The sequence below is a fragment of the Bacillus sp. FSL P4-0334 genome (genome assembly GCF_038004825.1).
GTDB lineage: Bacteria > Bacillota > Bacilli > Bacillales > Bacillaceae > Bacillus > Bacillus velezensis.
Genome location: NZ_JBBORX010000001.1, coordinates 3628116 through 3653951, shown reverse-complemented (window position 1 = coordinate 3653951; position 25836 = coordinate 3628116). Strand labels below are relative to the sequence as shown.

Sequence of the window (25836 nt, the reverse complement as noted above, 5' to 3'; positions counted from 1 at the left end):
CCTCCCGCACATTTGGCACGGAACTTGCATTGTTAAAAGCGGATTCGCACAAGGAAGGTGGTACAAAATGAAGCTGAGAGACCTAGTTGAAAAAGCCGCGGCAAAAAACGCAAAAACCATTGCAGTGGCCCACGCAGCAGATAAAGAAGTGATCCAGGCCGTCAAAATGGCGGCAGAACACTTGTCGGCACGATTTTTACTGACGGGTGACAGCGGAAAGCTGAAAGAGCTTCTCGCAAATGAGCCGAAGTTCAATGCTGAAATCATCCACGCCGATTCACCCGAAGAATCTGCGGCAAAAGCAGTGCGCGCAGTGCGTGAACAAGAGGCGGACGTTTTAATGAAAGGGAATCTCCCGAGCTCAACTCTTCTGAAATCGGTTTTAAACCGCCATGAAGGGCTTCGTTCAAAAAGGGTGTTATCACATGTAGCCGTTTTTGAGGTGCCGGACTATGACCGGCTGATGTATGTGACTGATTCAGCGCTGAACATTGCCCCGTCTCTTGAAGAGCTCGGGCATATTCTGCAAAATGCGGTTCATGTCGCACATTCAGTAGGGAACCCTATGCCGAAAGCCGCAGTCCTTGCCGCTATTGAAACGGTTAATCCGAAAATGGAGGCGACGCTGAACGCGGCTGCGATCGTCCAGATGTGCAACAGAGGACAGATTACTGGCTGCATTGCGGACGGACCGCTTGCTTTGGATAATGCCGTATCCCAAGCGGCTGCGCTGCAAAAAGGGATTTCCGGAAGCGTAGCGGGCCAGGCGGATATTCTCTTGGTTCCTTCAATCGAGGCCGGAAATATGCTTTATAAGTCAATGATTTATTTTGCGAAAGCAAGTGTTGCTGCCGTCATCGCCGGTGCAAAAGCGCCGATCGCATTAACGAGCAGAGCGGATACCGCAGAAAATAAACTGTATTCAATTGCGCTTGCGATTTGCGCATCACAAGAACAGTAGGAGGAACGAACCAATGGAAATTTTTAAATATATGGAGACTTATGATTACGAACAATTGGTATTCTGCCAAGATGAACAATCCGGATTAAAAGCGATCATCGCGATTCATGATACGACGCTCGGCCCCGCACTCGGCGGAACAAGAATGTGGACATATGACAGTGAAGAAGCGGCGATTGAAGATGCACTAAGACTCGCAAAAGGCATGACTTATAAAAATGCGGCTGCCGGTTTAAACTTAGGCGGCGGGAAAACCGTTATTATCGGAGACCCGCGCAAAGATAAAAATGAAGAAATGTTCCGCGCGTTCGGCCGCTACATCCAAGGCTTAAACGGAAGGTATATTACGGCGGAAGACGTCGGCACCACCGTTGAAGATATGGACATCATTCATGATGAAACAGACTATGTAACCGGAATTTCTCCGGCATTCGGTTCATCAGGAAATCCGTCTCCCGTTACGGCGTACGGCGTCTACAAAGGGATGAAAGCCGCAGCGAAAGCGGCGTTTGGCACTGATTCACTGGAAGGTAAAACAATTGCCGTGCAAGGCGTGGGAAATGTGGCTTACAATCTATGCCGCCACCTTCACGAAGAAGGCGCTTCTTTAATCGTAACGGATATCAATAAAGAATCTGTTAAACGTGCCGTTGAGGACTTCGGCGCCCGCGCAGTTGATCCCGGCGACATTTACTCACAGGCGTGCGATATTTATGCCCCATGTGCTCTCGGCGCCGTCATTAACGATGACACGATTAAACACCTGAAGGCGAAAGTCATTGCGGGAGCGGCCAATAACCAGCTGAAAGAAACACGTCACGGCGATACCATTCATGAAATGGGAATCGTGTACGCTCCGGATTATGTCATCAATGCAGGCGGCGTCATCAATGTGGCCGATGAGCTTTACGGCTACAATGCTGAGCGGGCTTTGAAAAAGGTTGAAGGCATCTATGCAAACATTGAGCGGGTGCTCGATATTTCCGCGCGTGACGGCATTCCGACATACTTAGCGGCCGACCGTCTGGCTGAGGAACGAATTGAGCGCATGCGCCGTTCAAGAAGCCAGTTTCTGCAAAACGGCCAAAGTATATTAAGCAGACGATAGGAATTTGATCTGGAGGTATGAAAATGTTCGAAAAGGAAAAACGCATTCTCATTCTGAATCCAGGCTCAACATCAACGAAAATCGGTGTCTTTCACAATGAACGCTGTATCTTTGAAAAGACGCTGCGGCATCCCGAAGAAGAGCTGAAAACATTTAACAGCATCATCGACCAATACGAATTTCGAAAAATAAGCATTCTTGAGTCTTTGCACGAACAGGGCATCAACATTTCAAAGTTCGATGCCGTTTGTGCCAGAGGCGGCCTGCTCAGACCGATTGAGGGCGGCACATATGAAGTGAATGACGCCATGATCACTGATTTGAAAAACGGCTACAACGGCCAGCATGCTTCTAATCTGGGCGGAATTATTGCCAGGGAAATAGCTGACGGATTAAATATCCCCGCGTATATCGTCGATCCGGTCGTGGTGGATGAGATGACTCCGCTCGCTAAAGTATCAGGAATGCCTGAAATCAAGCGGAAAAGCATTTTCCATGCTTTGAACCAAAAAGCTGTTGCCCGTCAGGCGGCGGCGTCCCTCGGCAAACGGTATGAACAGATGAAGATGATCGTCACTCATATGGGAGGCGGCACCACAGTCGGTGTCCATGATTGCGGACGGGTGACGGATGTCAACAACGGGCTTCACGGAGAAGGACCCTTCAGCCCGGAGCGCGCGGGAACTGTTCCGGCGGGTGATTTGGTAGAAATGTGTTTTTCCGGCAAGTATTCAAAAGCCGATATGATGAAAAAACTTGTCGGCACGGGCGGACTCTCCGGCTACCTGGGGACAACGGACGCGGTGAAGGTGGAAAAACGCATTCAGGCCGGCGATGAAAACGCGCGTCTCATTTATGACGCCATGGCTTATCAAGTAGCAAAAGAAATCGGGGCGGCAAGCGCCGTTTTAAAAGGAAAAGTAGACATTATCGTTCTGACGGGCGGATTGGCGTACGGGAAAAGTTTCGTATCCGCCATCAGATCGTACATAGATTGGATTTCGGATGTACTGGTGTACCCGGGAGAAAATGAACTGCAATCTCTCGCGCAAGGCGCGCTTCGGGTTTTAGCCGGTGAGGAGCAGTCAAAGCAATATCAGATCGGCGAAGGAGTGAAAACAAATGGCGACTGAGTATGATGTGGTCATTCTGGGCGGCGGCACGGGCGGTTATGTAGCCGCCATCAGAGCGGCCCAGCTCGGCTTAAAAACGGCCGTTGTAGAAAAAGAAAAGCTCGGCGGAACATGCCTGCATAAAGGATGTATCCCGAGTAAAGCGCTGTTAAGAAGCGCGGAAGTGTACCGAACCGCAAAGGAAGCGGCAGCATTCGGCATTGAAACGGAAGGTGTCTCCCTCCGCTTTGACAGCGTGCAAAAACGAAAGCAGGGAATCGTTGACCGGCTGGCCGGCGGTGTCGCCCACTTGATGAAAAAGGGGAAGATTGATGTATTCAACGGGTACGGACGTATGCTCGGCCCTTCCATCTTCTCACCTCTTCCCGGTACGGTTTCCGTCGAATACGCAAATGGTGAAGAAAACGACATGCTGATACCGAAACAATTGATTATCGCAACCGGTTCAAGGCCGAAAATGCTGCCGGGTTTAGAAGCAGACGGTACATATATTCTGACATCAGATGAAGCGTTAGAGCTTGAACGTCTGCCCCAATCCATGATGATCGTCGGCGGCGGTGTCATCGGAATTGAATGGGCATCCATGCTGAACGATTTCGGCGTCAATATCACTGTGATTGAATATGCGGACCGCATTTTGCCGACGGAAGACCGTGATATTTCAAGCGAGATGGAAAAACTGTTAACGAAAAAAGGAATTAAGATCGTGACGGGTGCGAAAGTGCTTCCGGATACATTGGAAAAAGCGGACGGCGTTTCAATTGCCGCTGAAAAGAATGGAAAAAAAGAAACGTATCACGCGGAACAAATGCTTGTTTCCATCGGCCGCCAGCCGAACATTGAAGGGATCGGGCTTGAAAACACGGATATTGAAGCGGAAAACGGTTCTATCATCGTGAACGAAGCCGGGCAGACGAAGGAATCGCACATTTATGCGATCGGTGATGTTGTCGGCGGGCTGCAGCTTGCGCATGTGGCCTCCCGTGAGGGCATCATTGCCGTTGAGCATATGGCGGGTCTTAATCCGGCTCCGCTTGATGCCGCTCTTGTGCCGAAATGTATTTATTCAAATCCGGAAGCGGCGAGCGTCGGTCTGACAGAAGAGGAAGCTCTTCGAAAAGGGCATGAACTGAAGATCGGGAAGTTTCCGTTCATGGCGATCGGAAAGGCTCTTGTATACGGAGAAAGCGATGGCTTTGTCAAAATCGTCGCCGATCGGAATACAGATGATATTCTCGGTGTCCATATGATCGGTCCGCACGTCACCGATATGATCTCTGAAGCGGGGCTTGCCAAGGTGCTCGACGCGACGCCTTGGGAAATCGGCCAATCCATACATCCGCATCCGTCGCTGTCAGAAGCGATTGGAGAAGCTGCGTTAGCCGCAGACGGAAACGCGATTCATTTTTAAAAGGAAAGAAGGAGGGGTTTGAATGACTACAAACCGCCATCAAGCATTAGGGCTCTCTGACGAAGAAGCCGTTGAAATGTATAGAACCATGCTGTTAGCCAGAAAAATCGACGAAAGAATGTGGCTCTTAAACCGCTCGGGCAAAATTCCGTTCGTTGTTTCATGTCAAGGACAGGAAGCGGCGCAAGTAGGCGCGGCCTATGCCTTAAACCGTGATACCGACTATGTGCTTCCGTACTACAGAGATATAGGGGTTGTGCTTGCATTCGGTATGACTGCAAAGGATTTGATGATGTCGGGTTTTGCGAAAGCAGCTGACCCGAACTCAGGCGGAAGGCAGATGCCGGGCCACTTCGGGCAAAAGGAAAACAGAATCGTAACGGGCTCATCCCCTGTTACGACGCAGGTTCCTCATGCAGTCGGAATCGCGCTTGCGGGACGCATGGATAAAAAGGATATCGTCTCTTTCGTTACCTTTGGAGAAGGATCTTCCAACCAGGGGGATTTTCACGAAGGGGCAAACTTTGCCGCCGTGTATAAACTGCCGGTCATTTTCATGTGTGAAAACAATAAGTATGCTATTTCTGTCCCGTATGACAGACAGGTGGCGTGCGAGAAAATATCCGACCGGGCGGCAGGCTACGGCATGCCGGGAGTCACTGTTGACGGAAACGACCTGCTGGAAGTTTACCGGGTCGTAAAAGAAGCGCGCGAACGGGCGTCTAAAGGCGAAGGCCCTACATTAATAGAAACGGTTTCCTACCGTTTGACGCCGCATTCCAGTGATGACGACGACAGCAGCTACAGAGAACGCGAAGAAGTAGAAGAAGCGAAGAAACAAGATCCGCTTCTTTTATACAAAGCATACTTGCAAGAAGCCGGGCTTCTAGGTGAAGAAGAAGAAAAGACCATGCTGGATGACATCATGGCTATCGTAAACGAAGCGACAGACGAAGCGGAGAAAGCGCCATACGCATCTCCTGAATCAACGCTTGATCACGTTTATGCGAAGTAGGGAGGAATACTTATGTCTGTAATGTCTTATATTGACAGTATTAATGCAGCAATGAAAGAAGAAATGGAAAGAGATCCGCGCGTGTTTGTTCTCGGGGAAGACGTCGGGAGAAAAGGCGGCGTGTTTAAAGCCACGGCGGGTCTCTATGAACAGTTCGGAGAAGAGCGGGTGATGGATACGCCGCTTGCTGAATCAGCGATTGCCGGTGTCGGCATCGGCGCCGCGATGTACGGCATGCGCCCGATTGCCGAGATGCAGTTTGCCGATTTCATTCTGCCTGCGGTCAACCAAATCATTTCAGAAGCGGCAAAAATACGCTACCGTTCAAACAATGATTGGAGCTGTCCGATGGTCATCAGAGCGCCTTATGGCGGCGGCGTGCACGGCGCGTTGTATCATTCCCAATCTGTGGAGGCTATTTTTGCCAACCAGCCGGGCCTTAAAATTGTCATGCCTTCAACTCCTTATGACGCAAAAGGGCTGTTGAAAGCTGCAGTCCGTGACGAAGATCCGGTGCTGTTTTTCGAACATAAGAGGGCGTACCGTCTGATTAAAGGCGAAGTCCCTGCGGATGATTACGTCCTTCCGATCGGAAAGGCGGATGTAAAACGCGAAGGCAGCGACATTACTGTTATTACGTACGGATTATGCGTCCATTTTGCTCTGCAGGCTGCCGAGCGCCTTGAAAAAGACGGAATTTCCGCGCACGTATTAGACTTGCGTACGGTTTATCCGTTAGATAAAGAAGCCATCATTGAAGCCGCGTCTAAAACGGGAAAAGTATTGCTGATCACAGAAGATACGAAAGAAGGCGGTATTATGAGCGAGGTCGCCGCCATTATTTCTGAAAACTGCTTATTTGATTTAGACGCGCCGATCAAGCGGCTTGCAGGTCCTGACGTTCCGGCAATGCCTTATGCGCCGACAATGGAAAAATACTTCATGATGAATCCTGACAAAGCAGAAGCCGCGATGAGAGAATTAGCGGAGTTTTAAAGACGTAAGGAGGTTTTTGACATGGCGATTGAACAAATGGCTATGCCTCAGCTCGGAGAGAGCGTGACGGAAGGGACGATCAGCAAATGGCTGGTATCCCCCGGTGATCAAGTGAATAAATATGACCCCATCGCGGAGGTCATGACAGATAAAGTGAACGCGGAGGTGCCGTCTTCTTTTACCGGTACGATTAGAGAACTTGTAGGAGAAGAAGGCCAGACTCTTGCAGTCGGCGAGATCATCTGCAAAATTGAAACAGAAGAAACGGAAACCGAAGAGGCGCCGAAGCGGGAAGAAGAGCAGAATACCACTTCAGACACAGATGCAAACCGTCAAGGTAAAGATCAGTCAAATAAAGCGCGTTATTCGCCGGCCGTGCTCAGGTTAGCGGGAGAACACGGCATTCAGCTTGAAGAAGTTGAAGGAACGGGTGCAGGCGGAAGAATTACGCGAAAAGACATTCAAAAGATCATTGATTCGGGAATGAAGCAGAAGTCGGAAGCACCGGCGCCGGCTGCCGTTCAAACAACGCAACAAGCGCCGAAACAACAGCAAAAACAAGCGCCGGCACCCGCTCTGTCAGCCGGTGATATTGAAATTCCGGTTACAGGCGTCAGAAAAGCCATCGCCGCCAATATGCATAAAAGCAAAACAGAAATTCCGCATGCCTGGACGATGATGGAAGTCGACGTCACGAACATGACGGCGTACAGAAACAGCATTAAAGACTCATTTAAACAGAAAGAAGGCTTCAATTTAACGTTTTTCGCTTTCTTTGTAAAAGCGGCGGCGCAGGCTCTCAAGGAGTTCCCGCAGATGAACAGCATGTGGGCGGGAGACAAAATCGTCCAAAAGAAAGACATCAACATCTCCATTGCCGTTGCCACGGAAGATTCGCTGTTTGTTCCGGTTATTAAGCATGCTGATGAAAAAACGATTAAAGGCATAGCCAGAGAAATAACGGACCTTGCGAAAAAAGTGAGAAACGGAAAACTTACTGCGGAAGATATGCAGGGCGGCACATTTACCGTCAATAACACGGGATCTTTCGGCTCAGTTCAATCTATGGGCATTATCAACCATCCGCAGGCGGCGATTCTTCAGGTAGAATCTATCGTCAAACGTCCGGTTGTCATGAATAACGGGATGATCGCAGTTCGTGATATGGTTAATCTTTGCCTGTCTTTAGATCACAGAGTGCTCGACGGGCTCGTGTGCGGCCGATTCCTCGGACGCGTCAAAGAGATCTTAGAAAACATTGATGAACATACTTCCGTCTATTAAAAAAACTCCTTTTGCCCGGGCGGCAAAAGGAGTTTTTTTATTTTCATTGTGAATCCTCGGGAACAATCATAGTGAGATGATGTTTTTTCACTTCGATCGTACAAGGTGTTGTTCCGTATACCTCGCCATCTGTATCCGCGTCCATCTCACGTCCGGTTTCGATTTCAATCCTGGAGGCCTGAATATAGGACAGCTCCCCTTTGAAATCATCAAACGAACCCTGCTCCATCGTCATCAGCTCCCGCAACGCGGCAAGGCTTGTGTTGCGGCAGATTAACACATCGGCTAAGCCGTCCTGGAGGCTGGCATCAGGCAGGGGAACTCTGTTTGTCCCGATATAATGCCCGTTCATGACAAGCACCATTACGGCTTCGTCTTCTTTCACCTCGCCGTCAATCGTCAATTTGACAGGAAACGGGTTCGCGCTTGTCATCGTCCGCAAGGCGCTCGTGAAGTAGCTGATTTTACCAAGCCATGCTTTTTCAGTTTCATTAATATGGCTTGATGCTTCGGTGATCAGTCCGATGCCCCAGAAGTTCAGAAAATAGCCGTCATCCGTTTTACAGACGTCAATCATCCGTTTATGTCCGGCCGCGAGCACTTCAGCGGCCTTTTGAAGGTTTTGCGGGATGCCGAGCGCCCGGGAGAAATCGTTGCACGTTCCTCCCGGCAAAATGCCGACAGCGGGTCTGTGATCAAGCTTGCTGATGCTGTTGATGCATTGATGCACAGTGCCGTCTCCGCCTAAAATATATAAATGGTCAACTGAACTGTCGAGATTTTCACAATACTGACGGGCATCATCCTGATGTTTGGTCGGTTTAATCAAAAGTTCATCAGCTGACTGGGCCAAAATGGGGACGACCGTGCCGAGCGTTTTATCAATCTGTTTTTGACCGGCGTTTCCGTTATAAATTAAAACTGCTTTCCGTTGGCTCATATGACTGCTCCTTTATTTCAGACAATCTCCTTAACAAGTTTCCCGTTTTTAAAGGGTCATAAACTTACATCGGGAACATAAAAGGGACAAAAAACAATTGGATATGAGCGGTGTCATTTGCCGATAGGGAGGTTCCTTGCTATCATAAGAAGAGATGATCAAAAAGGAGAGGTCCCAGTTGAATATGGATTTTAATTTATTTATGAATGATGTCGTGCGTCAAGCCCGTCAGGAAATCACGGCCGCCGGGTATACAGAGCTGAAAACCGCTGAGGAAGTGGACGAAGCGCTTTCGAAAAAAGGAACGACACTCGTCATGGTCAACTCTGTGTGCGGATGCGCAGGCGGTATTGCACGGCCTGCCGCGTACCATTCCGTACATTACGATAAACGCCCGGATCAGCTTGTGACGGTATTTGCCGGACAGGATAAAGAAGCGACAGCCAAAGCGAGAGAATACTTTGAAGGCTATCCGCCGTCCTCTCCGTCATTTGCCATTTTAAAAGACGGGAAAATCATGAAAATGGTGGAACGCCATGAAATTGAAGGCCATGAGCCGATGGCCGTCGTCACAAAACTGCAGGAAGCATTTGAAGAATATTGTGAAGAAGTATAAGTGAAAGAAAAACCCCGGAGCCAAGCGCTTGGGGGTTTTTTTTTATATGGCATATGTATAAATATAAATATATATACATCGGCGTTCAGCTGTCACTAACCTGAAAAACAATGACTATAATAAACACGGAAAGGAAAATATATTTTTCAAAAATAGTATTGCATCACAATTAAAAAGTGTTTAAAATACAAGTTAACGAATAAATATTCAAATTTAAGAGATCAGTAGATATGGGGGAAATGAATCATGAAGAAATGGCTGTTGGTATTAGCTGCCGCATGTATCACCTTTGCGCTGTCCGCTTGCGGATCAGGCAATTCAGGCTCAGAGGGCGGAAAGAACAAGCTGATTATGGGTACATCGGCTGACTATAAACCATTTGAATATAAAGACGGCGATCAGATCACCGGGTTTGACGTTGATCTGGCAAAAGCTCTGGGCAAAAAGACCGGCTATGACGTTGAGGTGCAGGACATGGACTTCAACAGCCTGATTACAGCCTTGAAGTCCAAGCAGGTAGATATGATTTTATCTGGAATGACACCTACACCGGAACGGAAAAAGCAAGTTGATTTTTCTGATATTTATTATACTGCTAACAATATGATCGTTACGAAAAAGGGAAGCAGCATGAAATCCTTGAATGATCTGAAAGGCAAAACCGTCGGTGTTCAGCTCGGCTCCATTCAAGAGGAAAAAGGCAAGAAGCTCGCTTCGAAATACGGTTTTCAGCTCGAAGACCGCAACCGGATCTCAGACTTAACCGAAGAGATCAAATCCGGGCGTTTTGATGCCGCGATTATCGAAGACATCGTAGCACAAGGCTATTTCAGTTCAAATCAAGATCTGCAGGGCTTTGCGTCAGCAGATGCGAAATCAGACGAATCGGGTTCCGCGATTGCGTTCCGCAAAGACAGTGATCTGACAGCGAAGTTCAACAAAGCGCTGAAAGAAATGGAGAAAAACGGAGAAATCGAAAAACTGAAGAAAAAATGGTTCACCAACGAGAAATAAAAGAAAGCTCAACTTTTCGTTGAGCTTTTTATCTTGAATAAAGACAAAGGAGATCACACGTATGAATTTGGATTTCTCAGCGACAATCCCCCAAATTCCTTTTATATTGGAAGGCCTTGCGGTCACATTGAAAATTGTGCTCGTTTCGGCGGTCATCGGTCTTGTATTAGGCATCGTGCTCAGCTTATTTAAAATCAGCACGATCAGTCCGCTGAAATGGATTGCGGATTTTTATACTTCGATATTCCGCGGCACGCCGCTCGTGCTGCAGCTGATGATCATTTATTTCGGTATGCCGCAGCTTCTGGGCTTTCAGATCGATCAATTTTGGGCGGCGGTCACCGCATTATCGCTCAATTCAGCCGCTTACGTCTCTGAAATTATCAGAGCGGGAATCAACGCAATTGACAAAGGACAAAAAGAGGCTGCCGTCGCTCTCGGCGTGCCGTACGGAAAAATGATGAAAGATCTGCTGCTGCCGCAGGCGTTTAAAAACATTTCTCCGGCTATTATTAACGAATTAATCACCTTAACGAAAGAATCGGCGATCGTCACAGTTATCGGTCTTGGCGACATTATGAGACGGGCCTACCAGTCCGGCGCCGCAACATACAACTATTTAGAACCTCTTATTGTGGCGGGCTTAATCTATTACGTGCTCGTTTTGATCTTAGCATTCATCGGAAAAGGCGTAGAAAGGAAGCTGAAAGCCAATGATTAAGGTCGACAACCTGTCAAAATCATTCGGGAAACATGAAGTACTGAAAAACATTTCAACACAGATCGAAGAAGGGGAAGTCGTCGCTGTCATCGGCCCTTCCGGTTCCGGCAAATCAACGTTTCTGCGCTGCTTAAATCTGCTGGAAACCCCGAGCGGCGGAACGATTGCCATTAAAGAAAATGAAATTACCGCAGCTAAAACGAATAAACTGAAAGTGCGGGAAAATATCGGCATGGTATTTCAGCATTTTCATTTGTTTCCTCATAAAACGGTGCTTGAAAATATCACATACGCGCCAGTCAGCGTGAAGAAAGAGTCTAAAAAGGAGGCGGAGGAAAAGGCGTGCGCCCTCCTTGAAAAAGTCGGACTGCTTGACAAACAGAACGACTATCCGAACCGTTTGTCAGGCGGACAGAAGCAGCGGGTCGCCATCGCGCGTGCGCTTGCCATGAATCCTGACATCATGCTGTTTGATGAACCGACCTCGGCTCTTGACCCGGAAATGGTCAAAGAAGTTCTTGAGGTGATGAAAGAGCTCGCGCAGACGGGCATGACGATGGTGATCGTAACGCACGAAATGGGATTTGCCAAAGAAGTGGCAGACCGCGTATTATTCATGGATGAAGGGACGATCGTGGAAGACGGGCAGCCGGAAGAATTTTTTCTTTCTCCGAAGTCAAAAAGAGCACAGGACTTTTTAGAAAAAATATTATAAAATATAACTGTAAGAAAAGAAGAAGAGTGCTCTTCTTCTTTTTTTTGAGAAAGAAACAAACAGAATGGAGCAAGCAATGTTTAAAATCGGTTACCGCACACTAAAGACCGCACTTGGAACGGCGCTGGCCATTTATTTAGCCCAGCTGTTGCATCTGCAAAACTTCGCATCCGCAGGAATCATCACCATATTGTGCATCCAGATTACGCAAAAGCGGTCGCTTCAGGCCTCGTGGGCCCGATTTGCCGCCTGTTTATTGGCGATCGTCTTCTCATATGTCTTTTTCGGGCTGATCGGCTATTATCCGTTTGCGATCGGAATATTGCTGGTGCTGTTCATTCCGACTACAGTCGTTTTAAAAATAAACGAAGGAATTGTCACCAGCTCAGTAATCATTCTTCATTTATATATGTCCGGCGGCATTACGATGGCGTTTATCTGGAATGAGTTCCAGCTGATCACCGTAGGTATCGGCGTCGCGCTGTTAATGAATCTGTATATGCCGAGCCTCGACAGAAAACTCGCGGCGTACCGGAAAAAAATCGAGGACAACTTTTCCGTCATCTTCGCCGAAATCGAACGGTATTTGTTAACTGGTGAGCAAGATTGGTCGGGGAAGGAAATACCGGAGACGCATCAGATGATTCAAGAGGCGAAAAACCTCGCCTATCGGGACGTTCAGAATCATATTTTGCGCCATGAAAATCTCTACTATCATTATTTTAAGATGAGACAGAAACAATTTGAAATCATTGAACGGCTGCTGCCGAAGATTACCTCTATTTCAATAACGGTGGAGCAGGGCAAAATAATCGCCCATTTCATCCATGAATTAAGGGAAGCCATTCACCCCGGCAATACCGCTCATAAATTTTTAAAAAGACTTGCAGAAATGAGAACGGAATTTGAAGAAATGCCGCTCCCGGCAACGCGCGAGGAGTTTGAAGCGCGGGCGGCTTTGTTCCACCTCCTCGGTGAGATGGAACAATATCTCGTGATTAAAAGTTATTTCAAAGGCATCAAGCTGTAAAAAACATATGGATCAATCGCATGAGTCCTCCTTTCATTGGTCATTCTAATGAAAAAAGGAGGGGAGCCCATGCGATTTTTTTTATTGTCAGCCGCCCTGCTGCTGTCTCCGCTTTGGCCGCTTGGCGCGAACCCTTTGCCGGGTGACCCTTATATTATCGTCAATAAAGCCACAAATGCGCTTGCTGTTGTGAAGGATAACCGAATAGAAGGCATTTATCAGGTGGCGACGGGAAAAACGGATGATTTGACGCCTGAAGGAGAATTTACGGTAACGGTCAAAGCCGTCAATCCGTATTACCGGAAGAAAAATGTAGAGGGAGGCGCGCCGGAAAACCCGCTCGGCGTCCGCTGGATCGGTTTTGACGCGAAAGGCACCGACGGCAGGATATACGGCATTCACGGAACAAACAGAGAAGAGCTGATCGGGGGGTTTGTTTCAAACGGCTGCATCCGTATGAAAAACCGGGATGTCATCCGTATTTTCCGGATTATCCCTCCCGGAACGAAAGTGTTGATTACAAAAGAAAACCGCTCATTCGAGGACATTGCAATAGAGCGGAAAGCCCTCATAAAAAAGCAGGAACCCCCCTTGCAATGAGGCGCCTGCTTTTTTACCGCAAATACATCATAATGCCTGAGAGGAGGGTTGAAAGTATAAATACGCCCAAAATGACGATGACGGCGCTTTTCATAAATTTTTGAGACATTGTTTCACTCCTTAAGATTACTGTCTATCATTTTAACGTGTTTTGCTTGTATGAACAAGCCATATCCTATGGCGGAAAGCAGGTGGCCGCGCTATGAAAAAACTTGATCATGTCGGCATTGCCGTCAGCTCTATTGAAGCCGCGAGAGGATTTTACGAACGGATGCTCGGGCTTACGTATATGGGAGACGAGCTGGTAAGCGGCCAAAATGTGAGAGTTGCTTTTTTAGAAGCGGGAGGCACAAAGCTTGAGCTGATTGAGCCGCTGTCGGACGCGTCTCCCGTCAGCTCTTTTTTACAGAAAAGAGGCGAAGGGCTGCATCATTTGGCATTCCGCTGCGCCGATATGAAGGAAACGATCAAGGAGCTTGAAGCATGCCGCATGACTTTGATCCATCATGAACCGCAAAACGGAGCGGGCGGGAAGAAGATCGCATTTCTCTCTCCAAAAGAGGCGAACGGGGTCCTGATTGAGCTTTGTGAAACAATTGAAAAAGGAGAAACTCAAGATGAGCATGAGTGATCATATCAGACACTTAAATGAAAGACGTTCCTTTTTAACAAATGGCGGCGGAGCGGAAAAAAATGAAAAACAGCACAAAAAAGGCAAGCTGACGGCAAGAGAAAGAATTGACTATTTATTGGACGAAGACAGTTTTTCAGAGCTGCAGCCGTTTGCCAAAAGCCGCATGCCCGGGTCCCGAAATGCTCCGGGAGACGGCGTTGTTACCGGATACGGCACAATTGACGGACGGCCCGTGTATTTGTTTGCCCATGACTTTACCGTACTCGGCGGGACGCTCGGCGAGACACATGCGGAAAAAATCGCGGCGGTAATGGATCTGGCGGCGAAAAATAAAACTCCGATCATCGGGCTGAACGACTCAGGTGGTGCGAGAATTCAAGAGGGTGTGGTATCATTAAATGGATACGGTCATATCTTTAGGCGCAACGTCCTTTACTCGGGAGTGATTCCGCAAATCTCTGTCATCCTTGGGCCGTGTGCCGGCGGTGCTGTTTATTCACCCGCATTGACGGATTTTGTGATTATGGCGGAACATACGTCGCACATGTTTATTACAGGCCCGAAAGTCATTGAACAGGTGACGGGTGAACAGATTGACGCGGAAAGTTTAGGCGGTGCGGGAATACATAATGTGATAAGCGGAAATGCCCACTATTCCGCACGAACGGAAAAAGAGGCTCTTTCCGCTGTGAAAACCCTGCTTTCTTATCTCCCGCACGGCGGACAGACGGCATTGCCCGTTAAAAAGGAAGACGCCAGACCGTTATTAAACACCCTCGTTCCCGCGGACAGTTCGAAACCTTACGATATGTTACAGGTAATAAAAGAGCTGGCGGATGACGGAACGTTTTTTGACATTCAGCCGTATTTTGCCAAAAACATTGCTGTCGGTTTTCTGAAACTCGGACGGCGTACAGTCGGTGTTGTCGCAAACCAGCCGAAACACTTGGCGGGGAGCCTCACGATTGATGCCGCTGACAAAGCGTCGAGATTCATCCGTTTTTGTGACGCGTTTCATATTCCGCTATTGACGATCGCTGATGTTCCGGGATTTCTTCCGGGCTTTCAGCAGGAACATGCGGGAATCATCCGTCACGGAGCAAAATTGCTGTATGCTTTTGCCGAAGCGACGGTGCCGAAAGTGACGCTCATCATCAGAAAAGCTTACGGAGGCGCCTATGTCGCCATGAATTCGAAAGGGCTCGGGGCAGATCTTGTATTCGCCTGGCCCAATGCGGAAATCGCCGTGATGGGAGCGGAAGGCGCGGCGTCGATTTTATACAGCAGAGACATACAGGCTTCTGACGACCCGGAGAAAACGAAGCGCGAAAAAAAAGCCATATACGAAAAGGAAAACGCCGGTCCGTATAAAGCAGCGGCCTGCGGAATGGTGGATGATATCATCCGGCCGGAAGACTCGAGGAAAAAATTGATTCAGGCATTTGACATGCTTGCGCATAAGGAAGAGGAAAGACCGAAAAAAAAGCACGGTAATATACCGCTTTAAACGGAGGGAACTGAAAATGGTAAACGAAAAACGTCTGCTTGAAGAATTTCTTGAACTCGTTCAAATTGATTCAGAGACAAAACATGAAGCGGAAATCAGCAAGGTGCTCAAACAAAAATTCACTGATTTAGGATTGAGCGTAAAAGAAGATGATACAAAAGAAGTGACGGGGCATGGAGCCGGCAACTTAATCTGTACGTTAAAGGGCACAAAAGATGCGGATACGATTTATTTCACATCGCACATGGACACGGTTGTCCCGGGCAAAGGCGTTAAGCCGATTGTGGAAGACGGCTATGTAAAATCCGACGGCACGACGATTCTCGGTGCTGATGATAAGACGGGACTTGCCGCAATGTTTGAAGCCATTAAAGTGCTGAAAGAACAAAACATCGAGCACGGCACCATTGAATTCATTATCACGGCCGGAGAAGAATCGGGATTAGTCGGGGCAAAAGCAATGGATCGTTCAGACATTACCGCGAAATACGGTTTTGCGCTTGATTCAGACGGAAAAGTCGGCAACATTATTGTAGCCGCGCCGACACAAGCGAAAGTGAGAGCAACCATTTTCGGGAAAACGGCTCATGCGGGGGTAGAACCGGAAAAAGGCATCTCCGCGATTACAATCGCATCAAAAGCAATCTCTAAAATGCCGCTCGGCCGTATTGATAAAGAAACAACGGCTAATATCGGACGTTTCGAAGGCGGCACGCAAACCAATATCGTCTGCGACCAGGTTGATATTCTGGCTGAAGCGCGTTCATTAGTGCCTGAAAAAATGGAAGCGCAAGTGCAGAAAATGAAAGAAGCTTTCGAATCTGCTGCAGCTGAGATGGGAGGCCGCGCGGAAGTGGACATCGCGGTCATGTATCCGGGTTTCAAATATCAGGACGGCGATCAGGTTGTGGAAGTCGCGAAAAAAGCGGCGGCAAAAATCGGCCGGCCGAGCGAACTTCAGACAAGCGGCGGCGGAAGTGACGCAAACGTCATTGCCGGCCACGGCATTCCGACAGTCAACCTGTCAGTAGGCTATGAACAAATCCATACGAAAAATGAAAAAATGCCGATTGAAGAGCTCGTCAAAACGGCGGAAATGGTCGTTGCCATTATCGAAACAGCGGCCAACTAAAAACGAAGCACCCAGTTGTTTGGGTGCTTTTTTCATTCTTCATGATAATTGGTTTAAAGCCTTGCAGATACAAGAAAAAACCCTGCCGGATAGGTTCCGGCAGGGTTTCAGTATTATGATTTGGCGGGCTCCGCCTGAGCCGCAGCTTGTTTCTTTTTATGATGCGTCTGCTGTAAAAGTACATTCTGCACTGTCAAAAACAGTCCGCTTGTAAACCAGTAAAGCGGCAGCGCAGCCGGTACGTTAAGTGAAAAAACGGTCATCATGACAGGGAAAATAAAGACCATGATTTTTGCTGACTGCATCGCGGCCGGATTTTGAGCAGCCGGTGAATATTTCTCGTTTAATTTTTGGGAAATATAAGCCTGTAAGAAATACATGGCCCCCGCGCACAGTGATACAAGAATATCAGAATGCCCTAAGCTGAACCACAGAAATGAGTGTGAAGCGATTTCCGGCGTTGAGCGGATGGCGTAATAAAAACCGATCAAAATCGGGAATTGCACCAGCATCGGAAGACATCCCATTGCCATCGGATTCAGATTGTGCTCACGGTAAAGCTTCATCATTTCCATTTGCAGTTCTTTTTGTTTCTCCGCATCTTTCGTTTGTTTCATTTTAGCCTGAATGCTGTCGACCTGCGGTTTGATCACAGCCATTTTTTTCTGGAACACCCGCTGTTTCTTAAATTGGTTCACAAACAAAGGCAATACAACGATCCGGACGATAATCGTCACCAGAATAATCGACAGTCCGTACTCACCGTGGAACAGGCCCGCCACACCTTTTAAAAGTGCCGAAAACGGCTCGATCAGGTAATCGTGGAAAAACCCGATATTCCCGAGGCCTCCCGTCTGAGTCTGAGATGTCGCCGCAAAAGCCGAGCGGCCTGTGCACAGTACGATAAAAAACAATCCGAATGCGATCCATTTTTGATATGTTTTAGACAATTATGTCTCCTCCTTTTTATCTTCACTTGCCGTTATAAAAGGAGGAAGCTGACATCTTCATCATCATTCGCCGGTGAATTCATGCGGATGACTTTACGTATCCAAGTTGTAATGCGATGATATATAATAATAAGAAAGTCTGTTCGGTTCAGCTGAACGACTGCTTGATGTTCATCTATTCGTTTCGTTCTCCAATGCTCGCCTGCGCGGCGCTCACGCAAAAGAAAAGCGATGCCGATCGCGGTCAGAGCGGGAAGAATAATTGTGAAAAAATCGACTAAAAATAAAAAGTCATTCATTGACTCAAGAATCATTTTATCACATCCATTCAGCTCTTATTTTACTACATATATATAAGGTTGTCTATGAAAGGAAAGGAGGCGCCGGGAGTGGCCGGAAAAGGGAGAATTATATTTCATATCGATATGAACAGTTTTTATGCCTCCGTAGAAATGGCGTATGATCCGTCTTTAAGAGGAAAACCTATCGCCGTTGCCGGAAACGTGAAGGAACGGAAAGGAATCATCGTCACCTGCAGCTATGAAGCGAGAGCGCGGGGCGTAAAGACCACCATGCCGGTGTGGCGGGCAAAACGCCTCTGTCCGGAACTCATCGTCGTGCCTCCGAATTTTGACCGCTACCGGAGTTCATCAAAAGAAATGTTCAGCATTCTGAGGGAGTATACGGATTTAGTCGAGCCTGTTTCTATTGATGAAGGATACATGGATATTACGGACACACCGCACAGACACAGGGCGTATGAGACAGCCGAAGACATTCAGGCGAGACTGCAAAAAGAGCTTTTGCTTCCGTCAAGCATCGGCATCGCCCCGAATAAATTTCTCGCCAAAATGGCGTCTGACATGAAAAAACCGCTCGGCATCACCATTTTAAGAAAAAGAGAGCTGCCGGACGTCTTATGGCCTCTTCCGATTGAAGAGATGCACGGTATAGGAACGAAAACTGCGGAAAAAATAAAAACGCTCGGCATCAAAACGATCGGTGATTTGGCAAAAGGAGATGAACATGCGCTGAAAACGCTTCTCGGCATAAACGGCCCGAGGCTGAAGGATAAAGCGAACGGCATCCATCCTGCAGAAGTCAATCCCGAGCGGATATATGAATTTAAAAGTGTCGGCAACTCATCCACCCTGTCGCATGATTCGGCTGACTGGGATGAATTAACGGGCGTGTTTGACCGGCTCGCGCTGTCTGTGAGCGAACGGCTCCAGCGTAAGGAGGTCATGGCCTGCCGGCTGTTCATCATGATTCGGTATGCGGATTGGAAAACGGTCACAAGAAGCATGACCCTCAGCAATCCGGCTGATCAGAAAAAAGACATCATGGAAGCGGCGATGGAACTGTTTGACAAGCACTGGAACCAAAATCCGGTAAGGCTTCTCGGCATCACCGGAACGGAACTGGTTGAAAAACAGCAGGCGTATAAACAGCTTGATCTGTTTTCATTCAAGGAGGACGCAAAGGATGAGCCGATTTTTCAGATGATGAACGAGCTGAATGAAAAGTACGGCCAAAACCTGATCAGAAAAGGCGCCGTTATAAAAAAAGAAGAAAGCAAAACAAGGGGAACGAGCTTTAACAGAGACTTTTTTCAGGATGAAAAGAAAAGGTGAATAACTTGAAAAAAGGGGTTATGTATGATAATTTCTTTAGTATAAATATCATTTTATTTTAATTTAAATTTTAAAATGGTTAAACGTTTGAAGAAGGGACGTTAGAATATGTCAAAACAACAAATCGGAGTTATCGGTCTTGCGGTAATGGGTAAAAATCTGGCTCTTAACATCGAAAGCCGGGGATTTTCTGTGTCTGTATACAACAGATCAAGCAGCAAAACGGAAGAGTTTTTAGAAGAGGCAAAAGGCAAAAATGTTGTCGGTACATACAGCATTGAGGAGTTTGTCCAGTCTCTTGAAACACCCCGTAAAATTTTATTAATGGTTAAAGCGGGAACTGCAACGGATGCGACGATTCAATCTCTTCTTCCTCATCTGGAAAAAGACGATATTTTGATTGACGGCGGAAATACATACTATAAAGATACACAGCGCCGGAACAAAGAGCTTGCCGAAAGCGGCATTCACTTTATCGGAACGGGTGTATCAGGCGGTGAAGAGGGAGCGCTGAAAGGGCCTTCTATTATGCCGGGCGGCCAAAAGGAAGCGCATGAACTCGTGAAACCGATTTTAGAAGCCATTTCTGCTAAAGTGGACGGAGAAGCTTGTACGACATACATCGGCCCGGACGGAGCGGGGCACTATGTAAAAATGGTGCACAACGGTATCGAATACGGTGACATGCAGCTGATCTCTGAGTCATATTTCATTTTGAAACAGGTGCTCGGATTGTCTGCCGAAGAGCTTCACGAAGTATTCGCTGAGTGGAACAAAGGAGAGCTTGACAGCTATCTGATCGAAATCACGGCTGACATTTTCACTAAAAAAGATGAAGAAACGGGCAAACCGCTTGTTGACGTGATCCTTGATAAAGCAGGCCAAAAAGGAACGGGTAAATGGACAAGCCAAAGCGCTCTTGACTTAGGCGTGCCGCTTCCGATTATCACTGAATCTGTTTTTGCGCGTTTCATTTCCGCAATGAAAGAAGAGCGTGTGAAAGCAAGCAGCCTTCTGTCCGGACCAGACGTTAAGCCGGTCACTGAAAATAAAGAAGAGCTGATTGAAGCGGTCAGAAAAGCGCTCTTCATGAGTAAAATCTGTTCTTACGCACAAGGCTTCGCCCAAATGAAAGCCGCGTCTGAAGAGTATAACTGGGATCTGAAATACGGTGAAATCGCGATGATCTTCCGCGGCGGCTGTATCATCCGCGCGGCGTTCCTGCAAAAGATCAAAGACGCATATGACCGTGAACCGGAGCTTGACAACCTGCTGTTAGACAGCTACTTCAAAAACATTGCAGAAAGCTACCAAGGCGCCCTTCGCCAAGTGATTTCACTTGCCGTAGCCCAAGGCGTGCCGGTACCTTCGTTCTCAAGCGCACTTGCGTATTACGACAGCTACCGTACGGCAGTGCTTCCTGCAAACTTGATTCAAGCGCAGCGTGATTACTTCGGCGCGCATACGTATGAACGCACAGATAAAGAAGGCATTTTCCATACTGAATGGATGAAGTAATGAAGAAGCCCCCGCAGTTATTGCGGGGGCTTTTCTAATATTAAAAACCGCGGGCCGTCATGAACGGCGCCGCGGTTTTTGATGTTTTCTTATATATTCCACCAGTGGAGACCGTCTTTTTCAAGAAGATCGTCCGAAGCTTTCGGTCCCATTGACCCGGCTTCATAATTCGGAGAAAGGGTTTTGTCGGCTGCCCACGTTTCGGAAATCGCATCGACGAAATTCCATGAAAGCGCCACTTCGTCCCAATGGGCAAAGTTTGTCGCATCACCGAGCAGACAGTCATGGATTAATTTTTCATAGGCTTCCGGTGTGTTCATTTCATCACTGCAGTTGCTGCAGTAGTCCAGCTTAATCGGCTGAGCATGTGCGGCTCCGCCTAATTTTTTAGCGTTCAGATATAGTGTGATGCCTTCATCCGGCTGAATATGGATGACAAGCAGGTTCGGATTTACATTCGTTTCATTGCCGTAATAAAGGTTCATCGGAATGTCTTTAAATTGAACGACGATTTTCGTTGATTTTTCTTTCATCCGTTTCCCTGTGCGGATATAAAACGGAACGCCGGCCCAGCGGAAGTTATCGATTAACAGCTTTCCGGACACGAATGTTTCCGTATTGGAATCCGGTGCTACATTTTGCTCATCTGTATAGCTCGGTACAGCGTTTCCGTCAATCGTTCCCGCTTGGTATTGTCCGCGGACGAAGAAGTCACTTACTTCGTTTGGAGCGACAGGGCGGAGGGCTCTCAGCACCTTCACTTTTTCGCTGCGGATTTCTTCCGTGTTCAGTTTAATCGGCGGTTCCATCGCCAAGAGAGCGACCATTTGTAAAATATGGTTTTGAACCATATCACGGAGTGCGCCTGATTTCTCATAATATCTCGCACGATCCTCAACGCCGAGATCCTCACTTGACGTAATCTGGATGTTTGAGATGTAGCGGTTATTCCACAGCGGCTCAAACAGCGCATTCGCAAACCGGATGACTTCGATATTTTGAACCATTTGTTTGCCTAAGTAATGGTCGATCCGGTAAATTTGATCTTCCGTGAAAGCTTCGCGTATTTCTTTGTTAAGCTCTTTCGCACTCGGCAGGTCATGGCCGAACGGTTTTTCAATGACGAGACGTGACCAGCCATTTGTCGCTGTGACACCTTCGTTTTTAAGTGATTTTGCGATAGTGCCGAAAAACTCAGGAGCCATCGCCAAGTAAAACATTCTGTTGTTCGGGATTTCATATGTATGTTCAAGCTGATCAAGCAGGACATTCAGCTCCTGATAGGAACCCGGATTCGTTACATCAAACGGATGGTAATAAAAATGAGATGTGAAATCGTCTATGTCTTTTTGCCCGGCAGAAGAAACAGACGTTTTAACGGTTTCCCGGAGGTCCTCGTTTGACCAAGGTCTTCTTCCAACACCTACAACTGCAAACTCTTCACCAATTTGACCATTTTTATATAAACGGTGAATGGATGGGTAAAGTTTTCGTTTTGCCAAATCCCCTGTGGCACCAAATATTACAATTACTGCTTTTGGTTTGTCGTTTGTTTTCACTTAGAGTACCTCACTTTATCTGAAGCATGGTTTAAAACCCCGCATATTTCCTTCATTTTAAATCTAAAATTCGTTGAAAGCAAACATTTCAGCCTGTTTTTTGCGGTTTGCGGAAAAAAATTAATCAGGCCGGAGAAGGCCCGGGTGAATTCACATTTTCAGCCTGATCCTGTATCCTTAGTAGTACAAAGATCTAGGAGGAAGCATTGTGGAATTATTATTTTTAGGGACGGGGGCCGGCATGCCGGCAAAGACGAGAAACGTAACGTCCGTCGCGCTGAAGCTTCTTGAAGAAAGGCGTTCCGTATGGCTGTTTGATTGTGGAGAAGCCACTCAGCATCAGATATTACATACAACAATCAAACCGAGGAAAATTGAGAAGATTTTCATCACCCACCTTCACGGCGACCATGTTTACGGTCTTCCGGGTCTGTTGGGGAGCCGTTCATTTCAGGGCGGTGAAGAAGAGCTGACGATTTACGGGCCAAAAGGCATTAAAGCCTTTATCGAAACAAGCCTGAACGTGACGGCGACTCATCTGACGTATCCTCTTACCGTACTTGAAATCGAAGAGGGGACGGTTTTTGAAGATGAGCAATTCATTGTTACCGCAGCATCCGTCATTCACGGCGTGGAAGCGTTCGGCTACCGGGTTCAGGAAAAGGATATTCCCGGCGCATTGCAGGCCGGCAGATTAAAAGAAATGAATATCCCGCCCGGACCCGTCTATCAGAAAATCAAAAACGGCGAAACGGTCACACTTGACGATGGCAGAATCATTAACGGGCGGGATTTTTTGGAACCCCCGAAAAAAGGGAGAATCGTCGCTTTTTCCGGGGATACGAGGGTATCAGAGCGGGTAACGGAGCTGGCGCGCAATGCGGATGTGCTTGTTCATGAAGCGACATTTGCCAAGGAAGATGCAAAGCTCGCACATAATTATTATCACGCGACGACAGAACAGGCTGCGCAAACGGCAAAAAAAGCAGGCGCCAAACAGCTGATCTTAACTCATATCAGCGCAAGGTATCAGGGTGAATCGCCGATAGAGCGTCTCGAACATGAGGCGAAAGCGGTATTTGAAAACAGTAAGATCGCATTTGACTTCATGGAGGTCACTGTGGAGCGGTCTTAAAAAATGGACGCTTGACATTTTTTTCTGGTGAGATATAATAAAACGTAATAATTACGATTTGCACAAGGGGTGAAAATGATGCGTGTGAATGTTACATTGGCCTGTACAGAGACAGGGGACAGAAATTATATTACGACGAAGAACAAACGGACGAATCCGGACCGGTTAGAAATGAAAAAGTATTCCCCCCGGTTGAAAAAGTATACGTTGCATCGTGAGACAAAATAGATCACGATAACAAAAGCCATTGTGCCGTTGCACAATGGCTTTTGTTTTATCAGTTTACCGCCTGATAGGCAGGAGCATTCATTTGCTGGCGCACCGCGCACCAAACATCATAAATGGCAAGGTGGACGATGTGCGGTTCATCGTGGTGAATGGCATGAGAACTGTTTTTGGCCTGAATCCATCCGCTTTGATAAGAGACATCAAGCATGCTTCTGTGCAGTTTCACCCATTGTTCATGAGCGTGCTTTAAACGCTCATCCCGCTCTCCCGATGATAAAATCAACAGCGGCATATCGCCGAAATGAATCTGCTGATGCTTGATCTGACGAAGGCTCGTCAAAAATTCCGCGTGTGATCCTTCCAATATGAACTGTTTCAAATAGGCGGCTTTCATTTCTTCGGGAAGAAGCGGAAGCACTTTCGTCTCCTGATCCTCAGAAACCGGATCAAGCATCACCATCCCGAGAATATCCCGGCGGTTTCGGCTCGCCCAAAGTCTGCTGATAATCGCGCCGTATGAATGCGAGACGACAAGATAAGGAGGCTTGACGCCGGCCTTCAGAAGAAGAGCGTTTAATTCCTGTACCATGTGGTCCGCCGTTCTCTTGTTTCGGCTTTGTCCGCTTTTGCCGATTCCGGCTCTGTCATATGTGAAAACCCCAAATTCTTCATCTATGTCAGCGAGTAATGATGTCCATGTTTCAGAAGAAGTGCCGTAGCCGGCTTCAAAGACGATCGTCACTTCGCCGGCGCCTTTACGGTGTTTCGTATAAAACGGACACCCGTCAATCAGATATGTCCTTTCCATCCATGCTGCTTTCATTGGAGTCATCCCCTCTAATTGGTTCTATAGGGAAGACGGAGAAGCTTCGGCAATCGTTTCTCAAAAAATAAAAAAAGAGACAGCCGGATCGAAAAACTCCGGCTGTCATTTCATCACCATGCTCTGTCGTATTGAACCGGTGACGGTATTTCAGTATTCAGCTGCTTCGCTGCACTCCTTGCAAAGTGCGGATCGCGCAGAAGTTCTCTTGCGACAAAAATAAGGTCAGCGCGGTTGTTTTGCAGAATTTCTTCCGCCATTGTTCCCGTCGTTATCAAACCGACGGCGCCTGTTGCGATTTCGGCCTGTTCACGGATTTTCTCTGCGAAGCTCACTTGGTAGCCTGGGAAGACATTAATATCAGCTTGAACGAGTGCGCCTGAGCTGCAATCAATGAGGTCGACTCCCTGTTCTTTCATCCACTTCGCAAAACCGATATGATCCGCAATGTCCAGCCCTTTGTCTGTATAATCCGATGCAGAAATACGGACAAATAACGGGCCGTCCCAGACTTCCTTGACGGCTTCAATGGTCTCGCCTAAGAAGCGGTAGCGATTTTCATGTGAGCCTCCGTATTCGTCTGTACGGTGATTGGACAGAGGGGACAAAAATTCGTGCATTAAGTAGCCGTGTGCCGCATGAAGTTCAATAATGTCAAAGCCGGCTTCTTTCGCGCGCGCCGCTGCCTGTTTGAATTCCTGAATGGTTTCTTTAATTTGTTCTGTCGTCATTTCAGCCGGTGTTTTGGACTGCTCATCGAACGGAATGGCTGACGGAGCGTAAATGTCTCCCTCAAGCTCAGCTTTACGTCCGGCGTGCGCAAGCTGAATGCCGATTTTAGATCCTTGCGCTTTCACTTGTTCCGTCAGTTTGGCAAAACCTTCGATATGATCATCGCTCCAAATGCCCAAATCCTGATCGGAAATGCGCCCCTGAGGATTAACGGCTGTCGCTTCCACGATAATCAGGCCGACCTGTCCGATTGCACGCGATATGTAGTGCGCCATATGAAAAGGCTGCAGTTTTCCGTCCTTCTCATGTGAGGAATACATGCACATCGGTGCCATAACAATACGGTTTTTGATCGTTACATCTTTAACGGTCCATGGTGTGAATAATTTTCTGGCCATTTATTTCGCCTCCCGGAATGTTTTTAGACATTGATTATAACA

At 47.6% G+C, this 25836-nt stretch carries 27 protein-coding genes; 20 read left to right on the top strand and 7 right to left on the bottom strand.

The window, feature by feature from the left end; all coding sequences use genetic code 11:
* The first annotated feature begins 67 nt into the window (after positions 1-67).
* From yqiS to NSQ37_RS18255, 7 genes are read left to right on the top strand one after another with little or no spacing between them, the layout of a single operon-like run.
* Positions 68-961 (top strand): phosphate butyryltransferase, encoded by an 894-nt coding sequence (gene yqiS / locus NSQ37_RS18285; protein WP_039063302.1) that lies wholly within the window; start codon positions 68-70, stop codon positions 959-961.
* A 13-nt stretch (positions 962-974) separates the two neighbouring features.
* Positions 975-2069, top strand: coding sequence for a branched-chain amino acid dehydrogenase (bcd, locus tag NSQ37_RS18280; protein WP_043020804.1), 1095 nt, complete (start codon positions 975-977; stop codon positions 2067-2069).
* Between the two features lie 17 nt (positions 2070-2086).
* Positions 2087-3202 carry a butyrate kinase gene (gene buk / locus NSQ37_RS18275; protein ID WP_014721483.1) on the top strand — a complete coding sequence of 372 codons (1116 nt, stop codon included), beginning with the start codon at positions 2087-2089 and terminating at the stop codon, positions 3200-3202.
* The gene (gene lpdA / locus NSQ37_RS18270; protein ID WP_014418337.1) at positions 3192-4613 is read left to right on the top strand and encodes a dihydrolipoyl dehydrogenase; all 1422 of its coding nucleotides are present in this window, start codon (positions 3192-3194) and stop codon (positions 4611-4613) included. The genes buk and lpdA overlap by 11 nt, the downstream gene beginning before the upstream one ends.
* 22 nt (positions 4614-4635) lie before the next feature.
* Complete coding sequence (locus NSQ37_RS18265; protein WP_015240177.1) at positions 4636-5628, top strand: thiamine pyrophosphate-dependent dehydrogenase E1 component subunit alpha; 993 nt, start codon at positions 4636-4638, stop codon at positions 5626-5628.
* Positions 5629-5640: 12 nt separating this feature from the next.
* Positions 5641-6624, top strand: a complete 984-nt coding sequence (gene bfmBAB / locus NSQ37_RS18260) for a 3-methyl-2-oxobutanoate dehydrogenase subunit beta (RefSeq protein WP_003153216.1) — start codon at positions 5641-5643, stop codon at positions 6622-6624.
* A gap of 21 nt (positions 6625-6645) precedes the next feature.
* Positions 6646-7908 (top strand): dihydrolipoamide acetyltransferase family protein, encoded by a 1263-nt coding sequence (locus tag NSQ37_RS18255; protein WP_043020806.1) that lies wholly within the window; start codon positions 6646-6648, stop codon positions 7906-7908.
* Positions 7909-7951: 43 nt separating this feature from the next.
* Here NSQ37_RS18255 and NSQ37_RS18250 read toward each other — a convergent pair whose 3' ends face one another.
* The gene (locus NSQ37_RS18250; RefSeq protein WP_020956063.1) at positions 7952-8848 is read right to left on the bottom strand and encodes a YegS/Rv2252/BmrU family lipid kinase; all 897 of its coding nucleotides are present in this window, start codon (positions 8846-8848) and stop codon (positions 7952-7954) included.
* 178 nt (positions 8849-9026) lie between these two features.
* Here NSQ37_RS18250 and brxB point away from each other — a divergent pair, with 178 nt between their 5' ends.
* The 6 genes from brxB (at position 9027) to NSQ37_RS18220 (ending at position 13544) form a co-directional block, all read left to right on the top strand.
* A complete protein-coding gene (brxB, locus tag NSQ37_RS18245) occupies positions 9027-9464 on the top strand; it encodes a bacilliredoxin BrxB (protein ID WP_003153223.1) in 438 nt (145 codons plus the stop codon).
* Between the two features lie 246 nt (positions 9465-9710).
* Positions 9711-10478 carry a transporter substrate-binding domain-containing protein gene (locus NSQ37_RS18240; RefSeq protein ID WP_007408386.1) on the top strand — a complete coding sequence of 256 codons (768 nt, stop codon included), beginning with the start codon at positions 9711-9713 and terminating at the stop codon, positions 10476-10478.
* Between the two features lie 61 nt (positions 10479-10539).
* Positions 10540-11199: an amino acid ABC transporter permease gene (locus tag NSQ37_RS18235; protein WP_003153227.1), complete on the top strand. Its 660-nt coding sequence runs from the start codon at positions 10540-10542 to the stop codon at positions 11197-11199.
* A complete protein-coding gene (locus tag NSQ37_RS18230; RefSeq protein WP_059368145.1) occupies positions 11192-11914 on the top strand; it encodes an amino acid ABC transporter ATP-binding protein in 723 nt (240 codons plus the stop codon). Before NSQ37_RS18235 ends, NSQ37_RS18230 begins: the two co-directional genes overlap by 8 nt.
* Positions 11915-11990: 76 nt before the next feature.
* A complete protein-coding gene (locus tag NSQ37_RS18225) occupies positions 11991-12944 on the top strand; it encodes an aromatic acid exporter family protein (RefSeq protein WP_007408388.1) in 954 nt (317 codons plus the stop codon).
* A 69-nt stretch (positions 12945-13013) separates the two neighbouring features.
* Positions 13014-13544, top strand: a complete 531-nt coding sequence (locus NSQ37_RS18220) for a L,D-transpeptidase (protein ID WP_015240173.1) — start codon at positions 13014-13016, stop codon at positions 13542-13544.
* A 13-nt stretch (positions 13545-13557) separates the two neighbouring features.
* On the opposite strand, the gene prli42 is transcribed toward NSQ37_RS18220, so the two are convergent.
* A complete protein-coding gene (gene prli42, locus NSQ37_RS18215) occupies positions 13558-13653 on the bottom strand; it encodes a stressosome-associated protein Prli42 (protein WP_007408390.1) in 96 nt (31 codons plus the stop codon).
* Positions 13654-13746: 93 nt separating this feature from the next.
* Between prli42 and mce the strand changes: the two genes are divergently transcribed.
* From mce to NSQ37_RS18200, 3 genes are read left to right on the top strand one after another with little or no spacing between them, the layout of a single operon-like run.
* Positions 13747-14175, top strand: a complete 429-nt coding sequence (gene mce / locus NSQ37_RS18210) for a methylmalonyl-CoA epimerase (RefSeq protein ID WP_015240172.1) — start codon at positions 13747-13749, stop codon at positions 14173-14175.
* Complete coding sequence (locus NSQ37_RS18205) at positions 14162-15685, top strand: acyl-CoA carboxylase subunit beta (RefSeq protein ID WP_373467135.1); 1524 nt, start codon at positions 14162-14164, stop codon at positions 15683-15685. The genes mce and NSQ37_RS18205 overlap by 14 nt, the downstream gene beginning before the upstream one ends.
* A gap of 16 nt (positions 15686-15701) precedes the next feature.
* Positions 15702-16817, top strand: a complete 1116-nt coding sequence (locus tag NSQ37_RS18200) for a tripeptidase T (protein WP_003153237.1) — start codon at positions 15702-15704, stop codon at positions 16815-16817.
* A 113-nt stretch (positions 16818-16930) separates the two neighbouring features.
* Here the strand turns inward: NSQ37_RS18200 and NSQ37_RS18195 are convergent, their stop codons facing one another.
* Together NSQ37_RS18195 and NSQ37_RS18190 are read right to left on the bottom strand one after the other, a co-directional pair.
* Positions 16931-17767 carry a membrane protein insertase YidC gene (locus NSQ37_RS18195; RefSeq protein WP_341124411.1) on the bottom strand — a complete coding sequence of 279 codons (837 nt, stop codon included), beginning with the start codon at positions 17765-17767 and terminating at the stop codon, positions 16931-16933.
* A 32-nt stretch (positions 17768-17799) separates the two neighbouring features.
* A complete protein-coding gene (locus tag NSQ37_RS18190) occupies positions 17800-18081 on the bottom strand; it encodes a hypothetical protein (RefSeq protein ID WP_003153239.1) in 282 nt (93 codons plus the stop codon).
* A gap of 75 nt (positions 18082-18156) precedes the next feature.
* Between NSQ37_RS18190 and NSQ37_RS18185 the strand changes: the two genes are divergently transcribed.
* Positions 18157-19401 (top strand): DNA polymerase IV, encoded by a 1245-nt coding sequence (locus NSQ37_RS18185; RefSeq protein WP_029973901.1) that lies wholly within the window; start codon positions 18157-18159, stop codon positions 19399-19401.
* A gap of 108 nt (positions 19402-19509) precedes the next feature.
* The gene (gene gndA, locus NSQ37_RS18180; RefSeq protein ID WP_007408395.1) at positions 19510-20919 is read left to right on the top strand and encodes an NADP-dependent phosphogluconate dehydrogenase; all 1410 of its coding nucleotides are present in this window, start codon (positions 19510-19512) and stop codon (positions 20917-20919) included.
* 89 nt (positions 20920-21008) lie between these two features.
* Here gndA and zwf read toward each other — a convergent pair whose 3' ends face one another.
* Positions 21009-22478, bottom strand: a complete 1470-nt coding sequence (zwf, locus tag NSQ37_RS18175) for a glucose-6-phosphate dehydrogenase (protein ID WP_012117935.1) — start codon at positions 22476-22478, stop codon at positions 21009-21011.
* A gap of 208 nt (positions 22479-22686) precedes the next feature.
* Here zwf and rnz point away from each other — a divergent pair, with 208 nt between their 5' ends.
* Positions 22687-23613, top strand: coding sequence for a ribonuclease Z (gene rnz, locus NSQ37_RS18170; RefSeq protein ID WP_099566891.1), 927 nt, complete (start codon positions 22687-22689; stop codon positions 23611-23613).
* Between the two features lie 78 nt (positions 23614-23691).
* A complete protein-coding gene (gene rpmG, locus NSQ37_RS18165; protein ID WP_003153246.1) occupies positions 23692-23841 on the top strand; it encodes a 50S ribosomal protein L33 in 150 nt (49 codons plus the stop codon).
* 49 nt (positions 23842-23890) lie between these two features.
* Here the strand turns inward: rpmG and NSQ37_RS18160 are convergent, their stop codons facing one another.
* Together NSQ37_RS18160 and namA are read right to left on the bottom strand one after the other, a co-directional pair.
* Positions 23891-24664 carry an alpha/beta fold hydrolase gene (locus NSQ37_RS18160; RefSeq protein ID WP_012117933.1) on the bottom strand — a complete coding sequence of 258 codons (774 nt, stop codon included), beginning with the start codon at positions 24662-24664 and terminating at the stop codon, positions 23891-23893.
* A gap of 113 nt (positions 24665-24777) precedes the next feature.
* A complete protein-coding gene (gene namA / locus NSQ37_RS18155) occupies positions 24778-25794 on the bottom strand; it encodes an NADPH dehydrogenase NamA (protein WP_003153250.1) in 1017 nt (338 codons plus the stop codon).
* Between the last annotated feature and the right edge of the window lie 42 nt (positions 25795-25836).

What these genes read in the sequence shown, in the direction of transcription:
- NSQ37_RS18225 (WP_007408388.1), top strand. Translation starts at nt 11,991, where the DNA reads ATGTTTAAAATCGGTTACCGCACACTAAAGACCGCACTTGGAACGGCG.
- NSQ37_RS18200 (WP_003153237.1), top strand. Translation starts at nt 15,702, where the DNA reads ATGGTAAACGAAAAACGTCTGCTTGAAGAATTTCTTGAACTCGTTCAA.
- bcd (WP_043020804.1), top strand. Translation starts at nt 975, where the DNA reads ATGGAAATTTTTAAATATATGGAGACTTATGATTACGAACAATTGGTA.
- namA (WP_003153250.1), bottom strand. Translation starts at nt 25,794, where the DNA reads ATGGCCAGAAAATTATTCACACCATGGACCGTTAAAGATGTAACGATC.
- NSQ37_RS18255 (WP_043020806.1), top strand. Translation starts at nt 6,646, where the DNA reads ATGGCGATTGAACAAATGGCTATGCCTCAGCTCGGAGAGAGCGTGACG.
- bfmBAB (WP_003153216.1), top strand. Translation starts at nt 5,641, where the DNA reads ATGTCTGTAATGTCTTATATTGACAGTATTAATGCAGCAATGAAAGAA.
- buk (WP_014721483.1), top strand. Translation starts at nt 2,087, where the DNA reads ATGAAAATGTTCGAAAAGGAAAAACGCATTCTCATTCTGAATCCAGGC.
- NSQ37_RS18265 (WP_015240177.1), top strand. Translation starts at nt 4,636, where the DNA reads ATGACTACAAACCGCCATCAAGCATTAGGGCTCTCTGACGAAGAAGCC.
- NSQ37_RS18160 (WP_012117933.1), bottom strand. Translation starts at nt 24,664, where the DNA reads ATGAAAGCAGCATGGATGGAAAGGACATATCTGATTGACGGGTGTCCG.
- NSQ37_RS18190 (WP_003153239.1), bottom strand. Translation starts at nt 18,081, where the DNA reads ATGATTCTTGAGTCAATGAATGACTTTTTATTTTTAGTCGATTTTTTC.
- rpmG (WP_003153246.1), top strand. Translation starts at nt 23,692, where the DNA reads ATGCGTGTGAATGTTACATTGGCCTGTACAGAGACAGGGGACAGAAAT.
- prli42 (WP_007408390.1), bottom strand. Translation starts at nt 13,653, where the DNA reads ATGTCTCAAAAATTTATGAAAAGCGCCGTCATCGTCATTTTGGGCGTA.
- NSQ37_RS18240 (WP_007408386.1), top strand. Translation starts at nt 9,711, where the DNA reads ATGAAGAAATGGCTGTTGGTATTAGCTGCCGCATGTATCACCTTTGCG.
- lpdA (WP_014418337.1), top strand. Translation starts at nt 3,192, where the DNA reads ATGGCGACTGAGTATGATGTGGTCATTCTGGGCGGCGGCACGGGCGGT.
- mce (WP_015240172.1), top strand. Translation starts at nt 13,747, where the DNA reads ATGAAAAAACTTGATCATGTCGGCATTGCCGTCAGCTCTATTGAAGCC.
- NSQ37_RS18235 (WP_003153227.1), top strand. Translation starts at nt 10,540, where the DNA reads ATGAATTTGGATTTCTCAGCGACAATCCCCCAAATTCCTTTTATATTG.
- NSQ37_RS18230 (WP_059368145.1), top strand. Translation starts at nt 11,192, where the DNA reads ATGATTAAGGTCGACAACCTGTCAAAATCATTCGGGAAACATGAAGTA.
- NSQ37_RS18220 (WP_015240173.1), top strand. Translation starts at nt 13,014, where the DNA reads ATGCGATTTTTTTTATTGTCAGCCGCCCTGCTGCTGTCTCCGCTTTGG.
- yqiS (WP_039063302.1), top strand. Translation starts at nt 68, where the DNA reads ATGAAGCTGAGAGACCTAGTTGAAAAAGCCGCGGCAAAAAACGCAAAA.
- NSQ37_RS18250 (WP_020956063.1), bottom strand. Translation starts at nt 8,848, where the DNA reads ATGAGCCAACGGAAAGCAGTTTTAATTTATAACGGAAACGCCGGTCAA.
- gndA (WP_007408395.1), top strand. Translation starts at nt 19,510, where the DNA reads ATGTCAAAACAACAAATCGGAGTTATCGGTCTTGCGGTAATGGGTAAA.
- NSQ37_RS18205 (WP_373467135.1), top strand. Translation starts at nt 14,162, where the DNA reads ATGAGCATGAGTGATCATATCAGACACTTAAATGAAAGACGTTCCTTT.